This is a genomic window from Acinetobacter sp. ANC 3813, assembly GCF_002135435.1.
Lineage (GTDB): Bacteria > Pseudomonadota > Gammaproteobacteria > Pseudomonadales > Moraxellaceae > Acinetobacter.
In genome coordinates this window covers 205,150-222,057 of sequence record NZ_NEGK01000001.1, presented here as the reverse complement: position 1 = coordinate 222,057, position 16,908 = coordinate 205,150, and the positions used below count along the sequence as shown (strand labels likewise).

At 42.5% G+C, this 16,908-nt stretch carries 17 protein-coding genes; 7 read left to right on the top strand and 10 right to left on the bottom strand.

The genetic code is table 11. The features are described from left to right. Nucleotides 1-26: 26 nt before the first annotated feature. The 5 genes from B9T34_RS01075 to B9T34_RS01055 form a co-directional block, all read right to left on the bottom strand. Nucleotides 27-713 (bottom strand): Smr/MutS family protein, encoded by a 687-nt coding sequence (locus B9T34_RS01075; RefSeq protein ID WP_086211320.1) that lies wholly within the window; start codon nucleotides 711-713, stop codon nucleotides 27-29. A gap of 215 nt (nucleotides 714-928) precedes the next feature. After that, a complete protein-coding gene (locus B9T34_RS01070) occupies nucleotides 929-2,248 on the bottom strand; it encodes a flavin monoamine oxidase family protein (RefSeq protein ID WP_086211319.1) in 1,320 nt (439 codons plus the stop codon). 231 nt (nucleotides 2,249-2,479) lie between these two features. Then, nucleotides 2,480-3,286, bottom strand: a complete 807-nt coding sequence (gene trpC / locus B9T34_RS01065) for an indole-3-glycerol phosphate synthase TrpC (protein WP_086211318.1) — start codon at nucleotides 3,284-3,286, stop codon at nucleotides 2,480-2,482. A 21-nt stretch (nucleotides 3,287-3,307) separates the two neighbouring features. Further along, entirely contained in the window at nucleotides 3,308-4,354 is a 1,047-nt protein-coding gene (trpD, locus tag B9T34_RS01060) for an anthranilate phosphoribosyltransferase (protein ID WP_086211317.1), read from the bottom strand. Between the two features lie 17 nt (nucleotides 4,355-4,371). Further along, complete coding sequence (locus B9T34_RS01055; RefSeq protein WP_086211316.1) at nucleotides 4,372-4,956, bottom strand: anthranilate synthase component II; 585 nt, start codon at nucleotides 4,954-4,956, stop codon at nucleotides 4,372-4,374. A 1,074-nt stretch (nucleotides 4,957-6,030) separates the two neighbouring features. On the opposite strand from B9T34_RS01055, the gene glnA reads away from it, so the two are divergent. The 5 genes from glnA to B9T34_RS01025 all read left to right on the top strand — a co-directional run bounded on the left by glnA (nucleotide 6,031) and on the right by B9T34_RS01025 (nucleotide 10,845). Next, nucleotides 6,031-7,446 carry a type I glutamate--ammonia ligase gene (glnA, locus tag B9T34_RS01045; protein WP_171265089.1) on the top strand — a complete coding sequence of 472 codons (1,416 nt, stop codon included), beginning with the start codon at nucleotides 6,031-6,033 and terminating at the stop codon, nucleotides 7,444-7,446. Between the two features lie 100 nt (nucleotides 7,447-7,546). Beyond that, a complete protein-coding gene (locus B9T34_RS01040) occupies nucleotides 7,547-7,822 on the top strand; it encodes a hypothetical protein (RefSeq protein ID WP_086211313.1) in 276 nt (91 codons plus the stop codon). 84 nt (nucleotides 7,823-7,906) lie between these two features. Further along, complete coding sequence (locus B9T34_RS01035) at nucleotides 7,907-8,380, top strand: chorismate--pyruvate lyase family protein (RefSeq protein WP_086211312.1); 474 nt, start codon at nucleotides 7,907-7,909, stop codon at nucleotides 8,378-8,380. Nucleotides 8,381-8,388: 8 nt separating this feature from the next. Beyond that, entirely contained in the window at nucleotides 8,389-9,270 is an 882-nt protein-coding gene (gene ubiA, locus B9T34_RS01030; protein WP_086211311.1) for a 4-hydroxybenzoate octaprenyltransferase, read from the top strand. 123 nt (nucleotides 9,271-9,393) lie between these two features. Then, nucleotides 9,394-10,845 carry a lipase family protein gene (locus B9T34_RS01025; RefSeq protein ID WP_086211310.1) on the top strand — a complete coding sequence of 484 codons (1,452 nt, stop codon included), beginning with the start codon at nucleotides 9,394-9,396 and terminating at the stop codon, nucleotides 10,843-10,845. Nucleotides 10,846-10,884: 39 nt separating this feature from the next. On the opposite strand, the gene B9T34_RS01020 is transcribed toward B9T34_RS01025, so the two are convergent. Further along, nucleotides 10,885-11,778 carry a LysR family transcriptional regulator gene (locus B9T34_RS01020; RefSeq protein ID WP_086211309.1) on the bottom strand — a complete coding sequence of 298 codons (894 nt, stop codon included), beginning with the start codon at nucleotides 11,776-11,778 and terminating at the stop codon, nucleotides 10,885-10,887. A 212-nt stretch (nucleotides 11,779-11,990) separates the two neighbouring features. Here B9T34_RS01020 and B9T34_RS01015 point away from each other — a divergent pair, with 212 nt between their 5' ends. Together B9T34_RS01015 and B9T34_RS18790 are read left to right on the top strand one after the other, a co-directional pair. Beyond that, nucleotides 11,991-13,733 carry an FAD-dependent monooxygenase gene (locus tag B9T34_RS01015; protein ID WP_086211308.1) on the top strand — a complete coding sequence of 581 codons (1,743 nt, stop codon included), beginning with the start codon at nucleotides 11,991-11,993 and terminating at the stop codon, nucleotides 13,731-13,733. Nucleotides 13,734-13,874: 141 nt separating this feature from the next. Further along, on the top strand, nucleotides 13,875-14,174 hold the full coding sequence (locus B9T34_RS18790) for a hypothetical protein (protein WP_086211307.1): 300 nt from the start codon (nucleotides 13,875-13,877) through the stop codon (nucleotides 14,172-14,174). 105 nt (nucleotides 14,175-14,279) lie between these two features. Here B9T34_RS18790 and B9T34_RS01005 read toward each other — a convergent pair whose 3' ends face one another. Genes B9T34_RS01005 through maiA form a run of 4 tightly spaced genes read right to left on the bottom strand, consistent with a single transcriptional unit; the run spans nucleotide 14,280 to nucleotide 16,891 of the window. Further along, entirely contained in the window at nucleotides 14,280-14,927 is a 648-nt protein-coding gene (locus B9T34_RS01005; RefSeq protein ID WP_086211306.1) for a 3-oxoacid CoA-transferase subunit B, read from the bottom strand. A 2-nt stretch (nucleotides 14,928-14,929) separates the two neighbouring features. Further along, on the bottom strand, nucleotides 14,930-15,631 hold the full coding sequence (locus B9T34_RS01000; RefSeq protein WP_086211305.1) for a CoA transferase subunit A: 702 nt from the start codon (nucleotides 15,629-15,631) through the stop codon (nucleotides 14,930-14,932). 18 nt (nucleotides 15,632-15,649) lie between these two features. After that, on the bottom strand, nucleotides 15,650-16,225 hold the full coding sequence (locus B9T34_RS00995; RefSeq protein ID WP_086211304.1) for a VOC family protein: 576 nt from the start codon (nucleotides 16,223-16,225) through the stop codon (nucleotides 15,650-15,652). A 27-nt stretch (nucleotides 16,226-16,252) separates the two neighbouring features. After that, nucleotides 16,253-16,891, bottom strand: a complete 639-nt coding sequence (gene maiA, locus B9T34_RS00990; RefSeq protein WP_086211303.1) for a maleylacetoacetate isomerase — start codon at nucleotides 16,889-16,891, stop codon at nucleotides 16,253-16,255. Nucleotides 16,892-16,908: the final 17 nt, after the last annotated feature.

Sequence of the window (16,908 nt, the reverse complement as noted above, 5' to 3'; positions counted from 1 at the left end):
ATGCCTGCATTTAAGGATGAAACCGATTACTGTTTGAACTTTGGGTTCTTTTCTGCGCGTTTAAGCAGAACCAAAACCGCACCAGTACCGCCTTGATTTTCAGGTGCGCTGACAAAAGCCAACACATCTCTGTGCTGACGCAGCCAGCTGTTGACATGTGTTTTTAAAATAGCTTCAGGGCCTTTGCCGTGCACAATTTTCAGGACATTTTCATTGTTTTCTTTGGCCATTTGAATAATTTGCAGGACTGCACTGCGGGCATCTTCAATGGTGCAGCCATGCAAGTCGACCGCTTCAAACCAGCGCAGATTGCCGGCTTTTAAATCTTCAAAAACACGGTGCTGCAGGGTAGCAATGCGGTAGCTGAGTTTGGCTTGGCTCGCAACAGGATTCAGCATGGCTTGCGTATCAGAAAGCAAGGCATCATCGGTTTCCATTGGACCTATAGCTGCGGCACGTTTAGCCAGTGTTTGCGCATCTGGTTTGCGTTTAACTGCGGTTTTAATGGTTTTTGCAGTATTGCCAGCCGCCATTTTTTGCACGCCTTGCATTTGCTTGCGGAAAAAATCTAAATCTTCCTGCTGTTCCTGTTCAGTGGTTTTTTCTATGGGCGCAACGGGTTCTGGCACTGGCGCCGGTTTGCTGATTTGCTTTTTAAAAGCATTCAGTAAGTTGTATTGTTCTTTAGACAGCGAAGAATCGTGTTTGCTCATAAGGAAAAAACAAGAGAAGAGGGTAAGACAGAGCTAAATTATAGTCTCAATTGTGAAAAATGAGAAATTTATTGCATTTGTTGATTTATTTTAAAGCTTAGCTGGAATAGGTGTTTATCGATATTTATTAGAATATGCGGCGGTAAGATAATGTTTGAGGACTCAAGAGGTTGTGCATCAAATGCGCATCTAAAAATAATATGATAAATGCGCATTTACATCTCTATCTGTAAATTTAGTAACTGGCGTGCTGTTTCACAGCCGCTTAAATAGGCGCCATGGACTGTCCCAGCATATTTTAGGCTGCAGTGTTCACCTGAAAAAAACAGCATTTGATCAATATTGCCCTCAAAGACTTTGGTCAGCTGTTCGCTCTGCTTGAGCGCTGGAAAACTAAATGAGCCATAACTATTTGAATCTGCGCCCCAGCGGGTGATCAGCAGATTTTTAGGTTTTTCTATAAATGTTTGAAATGTCTCTTGCAAGCTTTGGCCAATTTTATCCCAGACCGCATCATCATCGGCATGATCAATAAAATCGGAAACTGAACCGCCAAATAACATGAGATAGGTTGGTTTCTGATATATCTGCGTCAAATCTAAAAGATTAAATAATTTATTATTGTTCCAATACAGCGTGCTGAATTCATTGTCTAATGAAGGTGGGCAAAATGGCAGCGGTATATCTAATTGAAAAAAAACCTTATTAAATGAGCCAAAGCCCATATTTTTAATGGCATGACAATATGCATCAGGCAAGGGCGGGTTAAATTGTATATGCTGTTTTTTTAAAACACCCAATGGCACTGCGATGACAATTTTAGAGGCTTGAAAAGTTTGATTATTTTGAGCCTGAATTTCGGCATAGCCTGATTTAATCGATATTTTTTGAACATGAATGTTACGCTGAATCTGAAGATCTTGTGCAAGATGATGGATAATTTGTGCATAGCCTTTAGGGAAGATGACTTCATCCCCCTCAAAATAGCCTTCATAATTTTGGTATTGGCTAGATAGTTGTTCAAGATCTGTGGCATAAGGATCATTCGCCACATATTGAAAAAACGTCAGCAAAAGTGTTTTTAAGTCTTGTGCTGCAAATTCATCGTTCTGATAATCAAGTGAATTTATGATGTCTTGCACAGCAACCAATGCAGATTCATGCGCAGTTTTGAATAAAGCGGATTGTATTTTTCTAATATAGCTTTCAAAAACGTGAACTTCACTTTCATTAAATAATTGACCCGTTGCGTGAAAATATTGCGGTTTATTGTAGTTGAATATTTGAGTTTCAATATGGAGCTGCTGACTCAGTGCCCAAATAGGATTGCCTTTAATTCCATGAATCCATGAGGCGCCTAAATCAAAAAAATCATTATTGATTTGTTTAGATTCAATACGTCCGCCAATTCGATCTCGGGACTCTAAAATAATGACTTTTTTGCCGGCATCTTGAAGCTGCTTTGCGCAACTAATCCCTGCAATACCTGCACCGATAATATAAATGGGCAGGTCTTGGCCTGTTGTATGAGTCATATAAAGTTTTAATTGGAAGTTTGATTTATGAGTTAATTCTATTAAAACACAGAAAACGAATGAGGTCTTGCAACATCACTACCATTTAATTTTACTTAAATTTACAGTTGGTTATTCGTTAGGATTAGAAATTTTATTCTTAAAATGAGTTATATAGTTTGAGTAGATATAATTAATTATTCAAAATTTAATGGTTTAGAGGTGCACGCATGCACCTCTAAACGAATTGATTTATTGCAATTTAGGTACACCAAACAATTCAGCAAAGGCTTGATCTGGTCTTGGCTGCTTCATAAAGCTTTCACCGACCAAGAATGCGTGAATATCGTTTTCCTGCATCATGGCAACATCTGCAGGTGTAGCAATACCGCTTTCAGTCACCAGCAGGCGAGAAGGTTCAAGCAATTTTTTCAAACGCAGTGATGTGTTTAAGTCGACATCAAAGGTTTTTAAATTGCGGTTATTTACACCTAGCAGGCAGCGGTCATCTAAACGCAGGGCACGTTCGAGCTCTTCTTCGTCATGCACTTCAACCAATACATCTAAGTTATGCTCAAATGCAGTTTTTGACATTTCTTCAAGCTGCTGATTCGACAAACATGCCACAATCAGCAAAATGCAGTCTGCATGTAATGCGCGTGCTTCAATCACACCGTATGGATCAATCAAAAAGTCTTTACGCAGGGCTGGCAAGTCGCAATGCGTGCGCGCAATTTGAATGTTTTCATCTGCACCTTGGAAAAAGTCCACATCGGTGAGAACAGACAAACATGCAGCGCCAGCATCTTGATACTGCTGTGCAATTTCTGCTGGATTAAAGTTTTCACGAATAATCCCTTTTGAAGGTGATGCCTTTTTAATTTCAGCAATCACGCCCGGACGCTTACTAAGCAAAGATTGTGCAAAACCGCGTACAGGTGTTGCCGCCTGCGCCAGTTCTTCAACATCTTTATAGCTTTTCTGTTTTAAGCGCGCAGCGAATTCTTCCTGCTTGCGGTCAACAATTTTACCCAAGATGGTATTTGCGATATCAACCATGATTTAAATGTCCTTGACCGATTAAGCTTCGTATTGTTTTAACGTTTTGGTGAATTCAGACAGCACATCCATTTTCTCTAAAGCTTGGCCGCCGTAGATAATGTCATGCGCCAGCGCTACACCTTGCTTATAAGATGTGGTCACGCCAGAAACATAAATGCCTGCACCTGCATTTAAAGCAATCATGTGGGCCGCTTTTTCACCTTTTGCTGATTTTTTCTTGCCAAGCGCATCTTTAATCAGCGCCAGACTTTCAGCAGCGCTTTCAACCGAAAGGCCGGTTAAAGTTTGCGATTCGATGTCTACAGCTTCAGGCTGAATTTCCCATTCGGTAATTTCGCCATTTTTCAGTTCTGCAACATAGGTTGACGATGCAAGGCTGATTTCATCTAAACCATCTTTAGAATGCACCACCATCACATGTTCAGCGCCGAGCTGTTTAAGTACTTCCGCCATTGGACGGCATAACTCAGTAGAGAACACACCAATCACAAAGCGTTTTACCCCAGCCGGATTCGTAAGCGGGCCGAGCAAGTTGAAAATACTGCGGAAGCCAAGCTCTTTACGCGGGCCGGCGGCATATTTCATCGCTTTGTGATGGTTTGGCGCAAAGAGGAAACCCACACCAAGCTCACGGATGCAGCGCTCAGTTTGTTCCATATTTAAGTCAAGGTTAATGCCTGCCTGCTCCAGCAGATCAGAGGATCCTGAACTTGAAGATACACCGCGGCCGCCATGCTTCGCTAAATTGGCGCCAGAAGCAGCGATTACAAAAGAAGACGCTGTAGAGACGTTAAACAGGTTTTGGCCATCACCGCCTGTACCGACGATATCGACTAAATTGGGCAAATCACTGACATCAATTTTAATCGCCAATTCACGCATGACACGGGCTGCAGCGGTAATTTCATCTACACTTTCGCCTTTTAAGCGCAGACCCATCATGAAAGCGCCAATTTGCGCTTCAGTCGCTTCACCATTCATGATGGTGCGCATGACATCTTCCATTTGCGGCTGAGTGAGTTCGATATTTTTAGTAATATTGTTTAAAGCTTGCTGAATATTCATAGTCTTAATTGCTTCAATTATGCGTAAATTTCGAGGAAGTTTTTGAAAATCTGATGGCCGTGCTGGCTTAAGATTGACTCAGGGTGGAACTGCACGCCTTCAACAGGCAATGTCTTATGCTTCACACCCATGATCTCTTCCATCGTGCCATCTGCTTCATTGGTCCAGCAAGTGACTTCCAAGCATTCCGGCAGCGTTGCTTGATCAATCACCAAAGAGTGATAGCGCGTTGCCGAAAAAGGGGATGGAAGGTTGCTGAAAATACCCTTGTCGCTGTGATACATGTCTGACAGGCGGCCATGCATGACTTTTTTGGCGCGGATAATATCACCGCCAAAAGCCTGTCCAATTGCTTGGTGGCCTAAGCACACACCGAGCAATGGGATTTTGCCTGCAAAATGCTGAATCGCTGGAATAGATATGCCAGCTTCACTTGGTGAACAAGGGCCAGGGCCAATGACCAAATACTTCGGTTGCCATCGCTCTATATCTTCCAAAGTGACGGCATCATTGCGAACGACTTTAACTTCTTGATTTAACTCGCCAAAATACTGGGCGATGTTATAAGTAAAGCTGTCGTAATTATCAATCATCAGAAGCATGAGTTTAATAACCTATTGAAATTTTGCACTTAACTGTGCCTATTTAGTCTGGATCGGCTCACTGTTTTTCGGCGTTTAAAACGCATTATTTATCCGTTATATAAACAAAAATAAAGCTGAAAAATGGAGCGCAGGTCATCATAGCAAAAAATAAACATTTTCTGCTGAACTATTTCTCCTAAAGGGCTGCATGCCTTTTGGATTCTGCCAATATGCGTATTAGGTTTTAGTGATAATCAAGGGGGGCGGCTATGCATTATGCTTTTATAGAGTAATCGTCAATGCATTGTGATACTGGCATGCTGCCCAACGAAATGATACTGAATTGCTTCCTTAATATGGGCAATAAGTCTGTTGCTTGCTGATTCAGTATCTGAAGTTTGAAGCTGAGTGCATGCATAAATATTGCAGTAAATGAATGAACATAAATGTGTATAGATCTGTAACTAAAAATGCTGCAAATTTGTATAGCATTTATAAGCGCTCTAAAGCACAGATAAAAGTGTATAAGCAGCATTTTGGCAGGGTTGAAATTGACGTGAAAAAAGATTTATTCACTCAAATGGTGCATTTTTTTAATTTTCGCTTAAATTTCAAACTGGGCTATTTGATATAGATTCTCAATATTGAGCTGTAAAATTTTTTGCATGTGCTCGCCCTGTAAAATTTCAATGAAACGACTGATGTTTTGAGCTAAAAAGTATGAGTTAAGAACTCTTAACTATTGAGCTTTAAACAAAAAGATCAGGGTTGATTGTTTTTTACTCAATCGATACGGGTGATAAGATAAAAGTTGCACAGAGAGGGCAATAGGCTTTAGCTTTATAAAAATAAACGCACCAAATTGGTTCATGTTGTGACGCTTTTTGAACAAAATTAAAAGACAGTGTTTGAATATGGTGCATTTACATTGAGGCACAGTATAATGGTGTAAAAGCAAAGCTGCCTAATCTTCAATTCTGATAAGGAATTCAACATTTTAGCTTTTCTTTTAAAAGTTGGTATAGTAATTGCTTATTAACAACCAACTACTAACACGCACTGGGTGCGTGCAACAAAAAACATCGGAGCACAATGAGCATGGCGAACAAGGTCCTTCAACTCATCCAAGAAAGTGGCGCAAAATGGGTCGATTTTCGCTTTACTGACACTAAGGGTAAAGAGCAGCACGTAACTTACCCTGCTGATACAATTGACGAAGACACATTTGAAGACGGCAAAATGTTTGACGGTTCTTCAATTGCTGGCTGGAAAGGCATCGAAGCATCTGACATGATTTTACGTCCAGATGCAGAAACTTGCTTCCTAGATCCGTTCTTCGCTGAAGCGACTGTTGTTGTAACTTGTGACGTTATTGAACCTTCAACTGGTCAAGGTTATGACCGTGATCCGCGTTCTATCGCTCGCCGTGCAGAAGAATACCTTAAATCTACAGGTATTGGTGATACAGCATTCTTTGGTCCAGAACCAGAATTCTTCGTATTTGACGAAGTGAAATGGGACATCGACATGTCTGGCGCGCGCCACACATTGATCGCTGAAGAAGCTGCTTGGTCTACTGGTAAAGATTACGAAGCTGGCAACTCTGGCCACCGTCCACGTGTTAAAGGCGGTTACTTCCCAGTTCCACCGGTTGATTCTTCACAAGATATGCGTGCAGACATGTGTGCAAAAATTGAAGATATCATGGGCCCAGGCCGTGTAGAAGTGCATCACCATGAAGTTGCTTCTTGCCAATTAGAAATCGGCGTAAGCTTCAACACTATGGTTCGCAAAGCTGACGAAGTTCAACAGTTCAAATATGCTGTTTGGAACGTTGCTCACCAATATGCTAAAACTGCTACATTCATGCCTAAGCCAATGGTTGGCGACAACGGTTCTGGTATGCACGTTCACATGTCAATCGCTAAAGATGGCAAGAACTTGTTTGCTGGTGACGAATATGCAGGCCTTTCTGAAATGGCATTGTACTTCATTGGCGGTGTGATCAAGCACGCTCGTTCATTGAACGCAATTACTAACCCTTCTACAAACTCGTACAAGCGTTTAGTTCCGCATTTCGAAGCGCCGATCATGCTTGCTTACTCAGCGCGTAACCGTTCTGCTTCTATCCGTATTCCTTACGTTTCTAGCCCTAAAGGCAAACGTATCGAAGCGCGTTTCCCAGATCCAATGATGAACCCGTACTTAGGTTTCGCAGCACTTCTTATGGCTGGTCTTGACGGTATTCAAAACAAGATCCACCCAGGCGAAGCGGCAGACAAAAACTTGTATGACCTTCCTCCTGAAGAAGAAGCTAAAATCCCAACAGTGGCGCATAGCCTAGAGATGGCTCTTGACGCGCTTGAAGCTGATCACGAATACCTATTGAAAGGTGGCGTGTTCACTCAAGAAATGTTGGATGCATATGTAGAACTTAAGCGTGAAGATGTACGTCGTCTAAATACGACTACTCACCCTGTTGAGTTTGATATGTACTACAGCCTGTAATTGATCTGGTCTACGGACCAAGAATTACATCTGTAAAAAAACCCGCCTAGTGCGGGTTTTTTTTGTATGATGTAAATATTAAAGAATTGAAAGAAATTGCATGGCACAACGTAAAAAACATACGGGCTTCTTTCCTTGGATTGATCCTAAAGCTCATGATAAAGGATTTAAATTAAACTTCTCTGAAGTGACCTATATAGAAGTTGGGCGTACGTTAGAAGGGTATAAGCAAGCAGAATTTGTTGCTTTAAAGAATCCTGAACTGGCGCTGAGTTTTGATTATCCGAAAAGTTTTTATATCAGTGCTGAAGGGCTGGTTTTAATTAAAACGCCGCAAGGTAAATTTGAAGTGATTGCCAAAACAGACAATGCTTAACAATTGTTGATTTTATTAAAATGTTAATTAGATTTAGAAAACGAATGCACGTGCGTCATGCAGTGCAATTGCATGGGTATATGTATGCATCAAATCTCAGCTGAACTGAAAACATGGCTGTATGCGTCAGGTTCTTTAACGCAGCAGCTGACAGATTTAGCGAATGGTCAATTTCAAGTCGAACCCACGAAAGAACATTTTCAGCGAATGCGTTTTAGCGATGCAAAATGGATGGGCATGCCCAATCAGCATACGTCATGGGTCAGAGAAAGCTTACTATATGGCTGTGAATCTCAGCCTTGGGTCAAAGCGAAAAGTATTTTTCCTATTTTAAGCTTACAAAAGCGGGCGCGGATTTTTCAGCACATTGGCACAAAGCCGATTGGCTTTTTCTTATTTCAGCGGACAAATCCAGCATGTGAGCGCCGTGTCATTTGGCTTAAAGATGGCTGGACACGGCAGAGCTGTTATACTTGGCATGGCTGCAAATTCATAGTGCAGGAAACTTTTCTAGAAAGTTTCGAACTGTATTTGCAAAAGCAACACTCAGCGGGTTAAGGACAGTCATGACAGCTGCGCATCAAATTACTTGGCGTGAACGTTTAGAAGCATATTATTATCTTTGCCGGTTTGATAAGCCGATTGGTACAGAATTGGTTTTTTGGCCAACCATGTGGGCGCTTTGGCTGGCAAATTCAGGCACACCCAGCTTGTCTATATTGATACCGATGATTCTGGGCACCATTTTCATGCGTGCTGCAGGCTGTGCGATTAATGATTTTGCTGACCGTAAAGTAGATGCGCATGTCGAACGCACCAAGACGCGCCCGCTGGCTACAGGGATTATTTCGGCCCAAGAAGCAATTTATGTTTTTTTGTTTTTGGTGGCGGCCAGTGCCTGCATGCTGTTCTTTTTGCCGATTGAAACCTTTTACTGCTCTTTTGGCGCGCTGTTTTTAGCTTTCATTTATCCCTTTATGAAACGCTATACGCATTTGCCGCAAGTGTTTTTAGGTGCAGCATTTTCGTGGTCTATACCAATGGCCTATACAGCAGTGGGGCATCCGCTAGATATTACTTGCTGGCTGTTATATTTTGGGAACCTCGCTTGGACGGTAGCTTATGATACGCAATATGCCATTACCGACCGTGAATATGATTTAAAAATTGGCGTGAAATCGACTGCAATTTTATTTGGCAAATACGATATTGAAATTATATCGGCACTGCAGGCGATCAGTATTGTACTCATTGGATCGGCTTTATATTTAAAGCAGGCGCTGATGCCATTTGGTTTAATTGCTTTACTGGCTGTAGCTGCAGATTTTGTCTATCAATGGACTAAAACCAAAGACCGCGATCCGCAATGGTGTTTTAAAACCTTTTTGCATAACCGCTGGGTGGGCCTCATAATTTTTGTCGGTATTTTTGTTTCATTCTCGGTTTAATGTCATTGATCTGAAACCATCTAAATTGATTTAAAGCATCCTATTCGGGTGCTTTTTTTTATGCATTAATAAAACGGCATGTAGCTTCATGCTCAAAAAATAATGATTAAAAAAGGATATTTTATGAACCATTCAAAAATAGCATTAGCGCTGACAGTTGCGGTTTCAATGCTGTCATTAACAGCGTGTAATGATGACAATAATGACTCAACACCTTCTTCAAATCAAAATCCAACGTATGTGTCTGAAGCTAACTATAGTTTGGATACTGTAGACAACACATCATCAATTAAAGTCATGACCTATAACATGACTAATGTAAAAGGAAAGACAGCAACAGCGACAGCCTTGGTTATGTTTCCTACAGCAATTAAGCCTAAAGATGGTTATCGCGTAGTGGTCTGGGAGCATGGAACAGTCGGTGCAGGAGATGCTTGTGCGCCGAGTAAAAATACAATTCATCCGCGTTTTAAAATACTGGCAAATAGTTTATTGGCTGCAGGTTATGTAATTGTTGCGCCTGACTATGAGGGACTGGGGACGCCTGGTGTACATCCATATCTGAATTTATCGAGTGCAGCCAATTCTGCACTTGCAGCGGTAAAATCAGCCAAAGAGCATTATGGGGCGCAGTTAAATGGAGCATGGATGTCGATTGGCCAATCACAAGGTGGACATGCGTCTTTAGGCACAGCAGAATTTGCTAATGCAGATAGCAGTTATAAGGGCGCAGTTGCAGCAGCGCCGGCATCAAGTTTAGGGGAGATTATTAAGGTTTATCTTGATCCTGCAAAAAATACATCTGGTGTATTTACAACATACAATATGTTGGATGATAAATTAATGCAGGTGCGTTATGCGCTATCACAACAACAGATCAGTGTGGCGCAAAGCGAAGCGTTGATTGCACAAATTGCAGATGGTTATGCAGAGCTTTTAGCTTATGCGGCTTTAACCACTTCGGGTATTAAAGCTTATGACCCGAGTTATGATTTGAAATCGATCTTTACCGCAGATGCAGGTTTAATTGCAGAAAAAGCCTATGGCCGCACAGGGGATGATGGGGCTTGTTTAAGTTATGCTGATCCGTATAGTGCCGATGGTTTGCAAGCGCAATTCAAAGCCAGCGTGCTTAATTTTATAAAAGACCCAACACATATGGTTTCGCAGTATGGAATTGTTTTAAATAAAATCGATTCAGATCCTGTTGTACAGAAATTTTTAAGTGACAATCAGCCTGCGACAAATGCAACAGCTGCTAAAGTGATTAAAGCCCCTGTTTATATTATTCAAGGCGGCAATGATCAGGCCGTGTTACCGCAAATGACGCAAATCGTGTTTGCAAATATGAAGGCGAAAGCCGCGCAGTATTTCCCGCAAGCAAATTATGCAGATGGCTATACATTAGACATTGTGCCAGGCGCGAGCCATACACAAGCAATCATCTGCAGAAATGAAAAGGCCGTAGATTTTATTCAGGATAAAATGTCTGCAGGTACAGGTATCGTGTTAACCAGTGCACAGAAAGATGCCAGTCAGAGTCCGCATTGTACCGGTGCAGCTGCTTCAAATTAATCGCTTATATAGTAAAAAGGGGCTTAGGCTCCTTTTTTATTATTGATGTTCATTGGGCTGAGCCGTTATTCTAAGTTCATTGCAAATCAGCTGCAGGGCTTGATGACTCGAGCCTTTTCTAAAACTGGCATATAAATGCAGTGGTGCAATTTCAAAGTCTACAGCGACAACCTGCACATCTTCACTTAAAAATTTCAGCAGATACTCTGGCGCAAAACTGTAGCCCATGCCCATATTGATTAAATTGATATGCTGCAGCACATTGGTCACCCAGTGCATTTGTGTGCGGGGAAGATGCTCAAGTGCAAGAATCTGATTAATCTTTTCATAGAATACGGGTGATGCGCTTTGCTCACACATAATGATACTTTGTTTGCTTAAATAGCTGCGACTCACAGTATGGCTGCTGCTGTGCAGTTTTTTAGAGGCAACCAGATAAATTTTTTCGGTCATGAGCTGAATATTTTCATAGTCTTCATGCTGGACGGCATAGCGGGTAAAGCTGATGTCCAGCTCTGATTTTTTTAATTTATGAATTTGTTCAAGGCAAGTAAGGCTCTGAATATGAATGCTGATATTTGGAATTTGCCGTTTCAGTTTGTCTAAAATCAGCGGCATGATTTTTAATTCAGCCACATTTAAAAAGCCGATATGAATCTGATTTTTCTTTTGATGGGCAACTTGACGAGCGGCAGCCGATGCAAGATTAGCGCTTTCAATGGCATTGATGGCGTGCTTTAGAAAAGCCTGTCCTTCATCTGTCAATTTAATTTGCTTGCTGGAACGGTCAATCAGCTGCACGCCGACTTCTGCTTCTAAATCTTTAATTTGCTGGCTCAGAGAAGGCTGTGCGGTAAACAGCTGTTCGGCGGCTTTGGTAAAACTGCCATATTCGGCAACGGCAGCAAAATATTTGAGGTGGCGCAATTCCATAGCGTATAACCGTCACAGAGAGTAAAAATCAATAAAATACGGGTTTTGTCGCCGAATCTTAAAATTAAGTATGCAATAAAGTAGATGTAAAACCTATACAACTATCGTTTAAACATCTGGGTGTGTAGGGCTGGATTAAACTTTTTTACACTGAACTGCAAACAATGGGTCGATGCACCCAGATTTATGATGGTTGAGTGGCGGAGTTGAATATGTCGAAGCAATACGATACGGATGTTTTAATTGTAGGCACAGGGCCAGCGGGTTCTACATTGGGCTTGGCTTTGGCGGGCTATGGCCTTAAGGTGCAGCTATTCACGCAGTTTAATTGGCTCGCCAACAGCCCGCGTGCGCACATTACCAATCAGCGCGCAATGGAAGTGCTGCGTGATCTGGGAGTGGAAGAACAGGTCAAAGCCATTGCTACACCATGGGAAGCCATGGGTGAGAGCTTAATTACCACCAGCTTGGTCGGTGAAGAAATTGCCCGCATGAGCGCTTGGGGCACAGGTGATGAACGTCATGGCGATTATGTTCAAGGCAGTCCATGTCCGTTGGTGGATTTGATTCAGCCCAAAATGGAAGCACTGCTGGTGAAAAATGCTGGTGAGCGCGGTGCAATTTATCATTTTAATACTGAGTATATGTCACATACTCAGGATGAAGATGGCGTAACGGCCCATTTTATCAATAATATTACAGGTCAAGAATTTAGCTTGCGCGCTAAATATTTAGTGGGGATGGATGGCGCGCGTTCTAAAATTGTGGAGCAGCTGAATTTGCCTTTAGAGGGCGTTATGTCACGCGCTGGAACAGTGTATGTCACGTTCAAGTCAGATCTGTCGCAGTATGTTCAGCACCGTCCAGCGATTTTGCAATGGATCGTGAACCCAGAAGCGGGCTTTGGCGACATAGGCATGGGATTGCTGCGCGCCATCAGTCCATGGAATGAATGGATTATGGGCTGGGGCTTTGACATTGACCAAGGTGAGCCGCAAGTCACAGAAGAGCAAGTGCGCGCACGTTTAAATGCTTTTGTTGGCGCAGAAGTTGAAGATGTTGAAATTCAAAAAGTCTCATACTGGTATGTGAACCAAACTTGGGCAACCAATTATTCGGTTGGCCGAGTGTTCTGCGGAGGCGATGCTGTACACCGTCATCCGCCTTCAAGCGGCCTAGGTTCGAATACTTGCATGCAGGATGCATTTAACTTGGCATGGAAGCTGGCTTATGCAGTCAAAGGCTGGGCGCAGCCAAGCCTGCTGGATTCATATACGGCAGAACGCGCGCCTGTAGGTAAACAAATTGTGGCGCGCGCAAATCAATCGCGTTTTGACTATAAGCATTTAAAAGAAGTCTTTGGTTTTGATCAGGGGATAACAACCCAAGCGCAAATGCTGGAACGGATTTTTGCAGAAACTGAAGATGCGGCAAAAATTCGTGAGCAATTATTTAAGGCTTTGGAAATTAAACATTATGAGTTTAATGCACAAGGGACTGAGTTGAATCAGCGCTATGCATCCAATGCCATTATTGCTGAAACACAAGAAGAAGTATTCCTGCAAGATCCACAGCTTCACTTGCAGGCAACTACACGCTCAGGTGCCAAAGTGCCGCATACATGGCTGATTGATGCCAAAGGCAAAAAGCATTCGACTTTAGATATTACGGGTAAAGGCCGCTTTACATTGCTGACAGGTTTATCCGGCACAGGATGGAAAGCAGCTGCTGCAGATTTGGATGTGCCATATTTGGATGTGGTGCAAATCGGCGCACGCCAATTCCGCGATGTATATGGAACATGGAACGCGAAGTCTGAAATCCATGAAGCTGGCGCCGTGCTGGTGCGTCCAGATGGTTATGTGGCATGGCGTATGACTGAAAAGCCAGATGCTGCATTTGATCATCTGCAATGTTTAAAGCAAGTGTTGGCTGATATTCAGCTGAACGCCTGAAAAATCTAAAAGCCAGCGTATGCTGGCTTTTTTCAAGAATGGAGCTTAAAGGAAATTGAATCTTCAAGGCGAAAAAAGCATGCAGATTTGCTATATTCGCTTTTGAAATTTTAAGTGCAGCCATTCAGCAGGTAAATTGATATGTCTCAGACAGAGCCAAGAAACGTTAAATCCAGCAAAAAGAAAGTGATTATTTTGATGGCGCTGGGTTTGCTGATTCCGATTTTTCTGGTGAGCATGGCAATTTTGGCGGTGAACAGTGATGCTAAAAACCAAGAAAAATATGCGCAGCAAAAGGCAGACATGCTGAAACGTATTGAAGCGCGTGAAGCCGCAGAAAAATTAAAAGCAGAGCAAGCTAATGCAGCTTCAGAAACAGCTGTGGCATCTGAGCCGCAGGTGGAAAAGGTGCAGCCTGTGAATGCGCTGAAAACTCAGTAAAAGCTTACAGATATAATAGTTAAATAAAAAAGTACCGTTTAGACGGTACTTTTTTATCTTCATGTTTTAGTGATGAAAATCAATTGAGCAGAGGCACCATAGTCATTAGGCAGGGCTTACTTCATTGGTTAAAAGTGTGGTGCCTGTTGCGGCTGTAATCTGTTCTGGCGTTACATCTTTTGCTAATTCAACCAAAGCAATGCCTTCTGCTGTGATATCCATAACGCCCAAATCAGTAATGATGCGGGTAACCACGCCTTTTCCAGTCAGCGGGAGAGCGCACTGCGGAACAATTTTTGGACTGCCATCTTTGGCATTGTGTTCCATGAGCACTACCACTTTTTGTACGCCAGCCACCAAATCCATCGCGCCGCCCATACCTTTAACTTTTTTGCCCGGAATCATCCAGTTGGCAAGATCGCCCGTTTCTGAAACCTCCATCGCGCCTAAAATCGCAATATTGACGTGACCGCCGCGGATCATGGCAAAAGATTCTGCGCTGGAGAAAAACGCTGCGCCTTTACGTGCAGTCACAGTTTGTTTGCCAGCATTAATTAAGTCAGCATCAACTGTTTCTGCTGTTGGAAATTCATCAATACCCAGCAGCCCATTTTCGGATTGCAACCAAACTTTGATATGCTCTGGAATATAATTTGCGACCAATGTCGGCAGGCCAATTCCGAGATTTACATAGAATCCATCTTCGAGTTCTAGGGCTGCGCGCTGCGCCATTTCATTGCGTGTCCAAGCCATGATTAAGCCTCCGCCTTCAGGGTTAATTGTTCAATCCGTTTTTCTGGCGCTGCATTCAGCACAATGCGGTTTACATAAATGCCCGGCAAATGAATCTCGTCTGGATCCAGCTCGCCGATCTCTACGATTTCTTCGACCTCTGCTACAGTGAATTTTCCAGCCATCGCACATTCTGGGTTGAAGTTTCGCGCAGTTTTTCGGAACACTAAATTGCCAGCTTTATCTGCCTTATATGCTTTTACTAAAGCAATATCTGCAGTTAATGAAGGTTCTAAAATGTATTCTTTACCGTCAAATTCACGGACTTCTTTGCCTTCTGCAATGAGCGTACCAACGCCAGTCTGTGTAAAAAATGCTGGAATGCCTGCACCGCCAGCACGCAGTTTTTCTGCCAGTGTACCTTGCGGAGTTAATTCCACTTCCAATTCGCCATTTAAATATTGACGCTCAAACTCTTTGTTTTCACCGACATAAGATGCGATCATTTTTTTGATTTGTTTGGTTTGCAATAATTTCCCCAATCCGAAATCATCTACGCCAGCATTGTTGGAGATACAAGTCAAATCTGTGACGCCGGTATTTTTTAAAGCTTCAATTAATGCTTCTGGAATGCCGCATAGGCCAAACCCGCCAACAGCAATGGTTTGATGGTCTGCAGCAATATCCGCTAATGCTAGATCTGCACTTGCAGTCAGTTTATTCATGTCATATTTTCCTTGATCTTAAGCATCCACTTTTGCAGAAGCTGAATTGTTATCTAATTCAGACGCATGCAGGAAGTGTGTATGGTCAGGCGCGCGTTTGGTTTGGGACCATTGTTCCAGCATGTCATGCTTCATTTCTTCAGTAATCATGGCAATTTTTTCAGGCGCTTTTTCATCGTCATAAGCCAGTTCCAAGCGGTGACCATTTGGGTCGAAAAAGTAAATAGAATGGAAGATCCCATGATTGGTAATGCCTAATACATCTACGCCGTTTTCTTCTAAATGTGCTTTTGCTTCAATTAAGGCATTACGGTCTTTCACTTTTAGGGCAATATGCTGCACCCATTTTGGCGTATTTTCATCACGGCCCATTTCTGGCTGTGTCGGCAGTTCAAAGAAAGCCAAAACGTTGCCGTTGCCTGCATCTAAAAATAAATGCATATACGGATCAAAAGCTTTGGTTGAAGGTACATGATCTTCAGCAAAGGCCAAAATAAAGTCCATGTTCAGGTTCTTTTTGTACCATTCCACGGTTTCTTTCGCGTCTTTACAGCGGTAAGCGACGTGGTGAATTTTCTCGATTTGAATTGCCATGTTGAATATCCTTATTAACGTTAAATTTTAAGCAGCGTCAGGCTGTGCTTCTGGTGCAGCCAGCTGAAATGCGTCCAATGCACTGCAATGTGTATAAATAGATTGAATTTGGGGATAGGCTGAAAGATCAATCCTAAAACGCAGGGCGTTATACACTTGAGGAATCAGGCAACAGTCAGCAACTGTTGCATATTCACCAAAGCAGAACTTGCCATTTGAGTTGCTCAGCTGTGCTTCTAAAGATTCAAAACCTGCCACAACCCAATGGGTGTACCATGCGTTTTTCTGTTCATCCGTTAAGCCCAGTTCACCAGTTAAATACTGCAATACACGCAGGTTATTTAAAGGGTGAATATCACAGGCAATGCTCAAACCAAATGCGCGGGCAAGTGCACGCTGCTGTAAATCTTGAGGCAGAATGCTGTGTGCAGGATATTTCTCTTCCAAATATTCCAAAATGCTGAGAGATTGTGTCAGGGTAAAATTATCATCAATCAGGGCGGGAACCAATTCACTTGGGTTCACTGCACGGTAAGCCGCGCTATGCTGCTCACCGCCATGGTTCAGTAAATGTACAGGCATAATTTCTGCATTTAGCTGTTTTAAATTCAGCGCAATGCGCACGCGGTACGCTGCTGAGCTGCGGAAATAACTATAAAATTTCATGGCTATGATCCTTTATA

What these genes read in the sequence shown, in the direction of transcription:
- B9T34_RS01075 (WP_086211320.1), bottom strand. Translation starts at nt 713, where the DNA reads ATGAGCAAACACGATTCTTCGCTGTCTAAAGAACAATACAACTTACTG.
- B9T34_RS01070 (WP_086211319.1), bottom strand. Translation starts at nt 2,248, where the DNA reads ATGACTCATACAACAGGCCAAGACCTGCCCATTTATATTATCGGTGCA.
- trpC (WP_086211318.1), bottom strand. Translation starts at nt 3,286, where the DNA reads ATGGTTGATATCGCAAATACCATCTTGGGTAAAATTGTTGACCGCAAG.
- trpD (WP_086211317.1), bottom strand. Translation starts at nt 4,354, where the DNA reads ATGAATATTCAGCAAGCTTTAAACAATATTACTAAAAATATCGAACTC.
- B9T34_RS01055 (WP_086211316.1), bottom strand. Translation starts at nt 4,956, where the DNA reads ATGCTTCTGATGATTGATAATTACGACAGCTTTACTTATAACATCGCC.
- glnA (WP_171265089.1), top strand. Translation starts at nt 6,031, where the DNA reads ATGAGCATGGCGAACAAGGTCCTTCAACTCATCCAAGAAAGTGGCGCA.
- B9T34_RS01040 (WP_086211313.1), top strand. Translation starts at nt 7,547, where the DNA reads ATGGCACAACGTAAAAAACATACGGGCTTCTTTCCTTGGATTGATCCT.
- B9T34_RS01035 (WP_086211312.1), top strand. Translation starts at nt 7,907, where the DNA reads ATGCATCAAATCTCAGCTGAACTGAAAACATGGCTGTATGCGTCAGGT.
- ubiA (WP_086211311.1), top strand. Translation starts at nt 8,389, where the DNA reads ATGACAGCTGCGCATCAAATTACTTGGCGTGAACGTTTAGAAGCATAT.
- B9T34_RS01025 (WP_086211310.1), top strand. Translation starts at nt 9,394, where the DNA reads ATGAACCATTCAAAAATAGCATTAGCGCTGACAGTTGCGGTTTCAATG.
- B9T34_RS01020 (WP_086211309.1), bottom strand. Translation starts at nt 11,778, where the DNA reads ATGGAATTGCGCCACCTCAAATATTTTGCTGCCGTTGCCGAATATGGC.
- B9T34_RS01015 (WP_086211308.1), top strand. Translation starts at nt 11,991, where the DNA reads ATGTCGAAGCAATACGATACGGATGTTTTAATTGTAGGCACAGGGCCA.
- B9T34_RS18790 (WP_086211307.1), top strand. Translation starts at nt 13,875, where the DNA reads ATGTCTCAGACAGAGCCAAGAAACGTTAAATCCAGCAAAAAGAAAGTG.
- B9T34_RS01005 (WP_086211306.1), bottom strand. Translation starts at nt 14,927, where the DNA reads ATGGCTTGGACACGCAATGAAATGGCGCAGCGCGCAGCCCTAGAACTC.
- B9T34_RS01000 (WP_086211305.1), bottom strand. Translation starts at nt 15,631, where the DNA reads ATGAATAAACTGACTGCAAGTGCAGATCTAGCATTAGCGGATATTGCT.
- B9T34_RS00995 (WP_086211304.1), bottom strand. Translation starts at nt 16,225, where the DNA reads ATGGCAATTCAAATCGAGAAAATTCACCACGTCGCTTACCGCTGTAAA.
- maiA (WP_086211303.1), bottom strand. Translation starts at nt 16,891, where the DNA reads ATGAAATTTTATAGTTATTTCCGCAGCTCAGCAGCGTACCGCGTGCGC.